The sequence below is a fragment of the Cecembia sp. genome, from assembly GCF_007126775.1.
Lineage (GTDB): Bacteria > Bacteroidota > Bacteroidia > Cytophagales > Cyclobacteriaceae > Cecembia.
The window spans coordinates 1-2,865 of record NZ_SLAP01000174.1 but is presented as its reverse complement, the minus strand read 5'-3'; the positions used below and the strand labels follow the sequence as shown (position 1 = coordinate 2,865).

General features: G+C 44.0%; 1 protein-coding gene and 1 pseudogene. Both read right to left on the bottom strand.

Annotated elements, in window-relative coordinates:
• Positions 1-1,605: pseudogene (locus tag QZT73_RS11770) on the bottom strand (glycosyl hydrolase); the annotation flags it as partial.
• 133 nt (positions 1,606-1,738) lie between these two features.
• A complete protein-coding gene (locus QZT73_RS11765; RefSeq protein WP_291777668.1) occupies positions 1,739-2,488 on the bottom strand; it encodes a hypothetical protein in 750 nt (249 codons plus the stop codon).
• Positions 2,489-2,865 lie beyond the last annotated feature (377 nt).

Sequence of the window (2,865 nt, the reverse complement as noted above, 5' to 3'; positions counted from 1 at the left end):
ATCGCCACGGTTGTTGGATTTCCATACACGGTATGATGCAAAATACAGTCGGCTAGGAGAATGCGGACTCACATGAATGGGTGCATCCCAGTTATACCGCTCATGCGGATCATCTTCACCAGCCTGAGGCTGAATATCCACTACTTCACCGGTAGACATGTCCAATCTGCTGAGGGTACCCTGTTGGCGTTCGGCATAGACGATATCCGGATTGCCTGGCTCGGTGGCTGTGGCGTGACCGTCCCAATTGAGTACAAGTTTCCAGTCGTAGTTTTGGATTCCCTGCACATTGTCCGTACGCGAAGGTCCTCCGTGCGTTCCATTATCTTGTGTCCCGGCGTAGATGTTGTAAAATGGCTCAGCATCATCGAGAGAGACTTTGTAGTACTGGGTAATCGGCAAGTTGGGCATGAATCTCCAATTTTTGGCTAGATCAAAACTTTCATAAAGTCCGCCGTCAGTCGCCAGCATCACATAGTTGGGATCGCTTTTTTTGAATGCCATGCCATGGAAATCACCATGGATATGATCCCTGTTGACGATGTGCCAATTTTTCCCTCCATCGGAAGAGTATTTCATACTGGCATCCATCATATAGATCAGGTCAAATTGATGAGGAGAGGCAAAGAGCTCCATGTAATAGTGTGGACCTGTGGCACTGGCTACCACATCCGATGTTTTCTCCCAATTCATACCCCGGTCAGCAGATCGCCAAGTACCACCTGTTCTTCGATCAAGTTCTATGGCAGCGTAGACCACATCCGGTTGCTGCGGTGAGATAGTCAGTCCTATTTTTCCCATTTTACCGGAAGGAAGACCATTGGTCAATTGTATCCATGTTTCTCCACCATCTTCACTTCTGAAAATGCCGTTTTTAACTCCTCCACCCATCATGGCCGCAACGGTACGTTGGCGTTGCCAGGTAACCGCATAGATTCTGTCAGGATTTCTTGGATCTATGGCGATATCCCCTACACCTGTGAACTGATCGTCACCCAGGGTCTTTTTCCAGTTTTTACCACCATCCGTACTTTTGTAAAAGCCTCTTTCACCACCGGCACTCCATAAGGGACCTTGCGCAGCAACAAATACCACGTCGCTATTGTCTGGGTGGACAATGATTTTCCCAATGTGTTCAGAATCCGGTAAGCCACGTTTTTCCCATGTGGTACCACCATCTTCTGAGCGGTAAATACCGTCACCAAATCCAAAGTGTCGACCTCCACCTTCTTCTCCGGTACCCACCCAAATGATCATCGGGTCAGATGGATCAATGGTTACGCAGCCAATAGAATATGAACCTTGGTTATCAAAAATGGGCGTAAAAGTAACTCCCGCATTGGTCGTTTTCCAAACTCCGCCAGAACCAGCAGCTACATACCAGGTGCTTTCGTTGGTTGGGTCGATAGCCACATCCGCTATCCTTCCTGACATGAATGCCGGCCCGATGCTTCGAAGCTCCAGCCCGCGAAAAGTGGTTTCCGAAAGCAGTTCATTCACAGAAGGAGGGGTGGAACTATCTCTTCTCTGAGCGAACAATACAGTGCTTAACCCACAAAATAGTAAGGTCATGAGCCAGGAAAATTGTCTATTGGAGTATCTCATAAATTGTTGATTTTGGTAAGACTTAGACTATGCTCCTTTTAATTTATGTCAATTGGGTCAAAAAATCTCCTACTTTGTGGTAAACGGTTTAGAAGCATGTTTGGAGTTGGAGCCGTAATATGCATATTTCGGGTTAAACTTGCCGGTCCATCCACCTTTGGAAAAAGACGTCATATACTCCGTAAAATGCTATACCATTTTTCTTGTATTCCTTATAAATCAGTTCCTTTGATTGCAATGCCTCTAATGATCTTAGGACAGTGGAAGGGCTTCCCAAATTATAATTTGAAACAAACGCTTTGGATGTGGGCTCGATGACTTCTTTTTCTAGAGCAATTGCTTTTAGAAGCTTCCATTGTTGAATGGTCAATAGACCCCTGTAATGGAAAAAGAATGGTTCCTGTTCTTGGAGAATTCTATTGGCTTCTTGATGCCAAAGTTGTTCTTCTATAAATTCCTTACCAGTTTGAAACACCCTATTGCAAAATAGCTGAACGTAATAAGTATGGCATATGGTCCAATCTAGCATTTGATAAATGATCGAAGGAGAAATACTTCTGCCCTCATCAGCAAACTTTTCTTCAATAAATTTTGCATATGCTTGCTGATCGATTTTTTCAATTTTCAATGGACTGGCACTTTTAAAGAAAGGTCTCCCAGGTTCTGAAAACATACTACTGAGTATATGTTGCTGACTGCCTGCAAAAATGAAACGCACGTTGGGTAGTGACTGTATCAATCCCCTAAGCCAGGCATCCGTGTTTTTTCCGGGATAGTTACCTATCTGTTGAAATTCATCGATGGCAACTACTATTGGGACATCTTGTTGAACCAAAAACTGAAAGATCTCCTTTACTTGTTTTGGGGTGTCTTTTACATCCAATCCGACTTGTGGGATACCAGAAAGTGCATCAAAACTAATCGTTGGCCTTAGGGATTTGATGAAGTTCCAAACATTTTTTCCAAACGGTCTTTTTTCAGGTATGGACTGTAAAATCAGGCATAAATTTTTTTAGCGATGTAAAAGGCGTGCAGGATTATCAGGGTGATGCTGTGGTATTTCAAACAGACCCTAAATACTGGGATTACAATACCGCAGGTCTTAGGATAAATCCTTTGTTGCTGAGGTCCTTGGCGAGTTCTCTGGAAAAGCGGCTGAAGAGGTTATTGAAGCTGTTTATGGCAGAACCATCCACCGACATTTTGGCCATGTACTGTTTTTCGAAGAGGTCTTTGTCCATCAAAAATACATGGAACTCT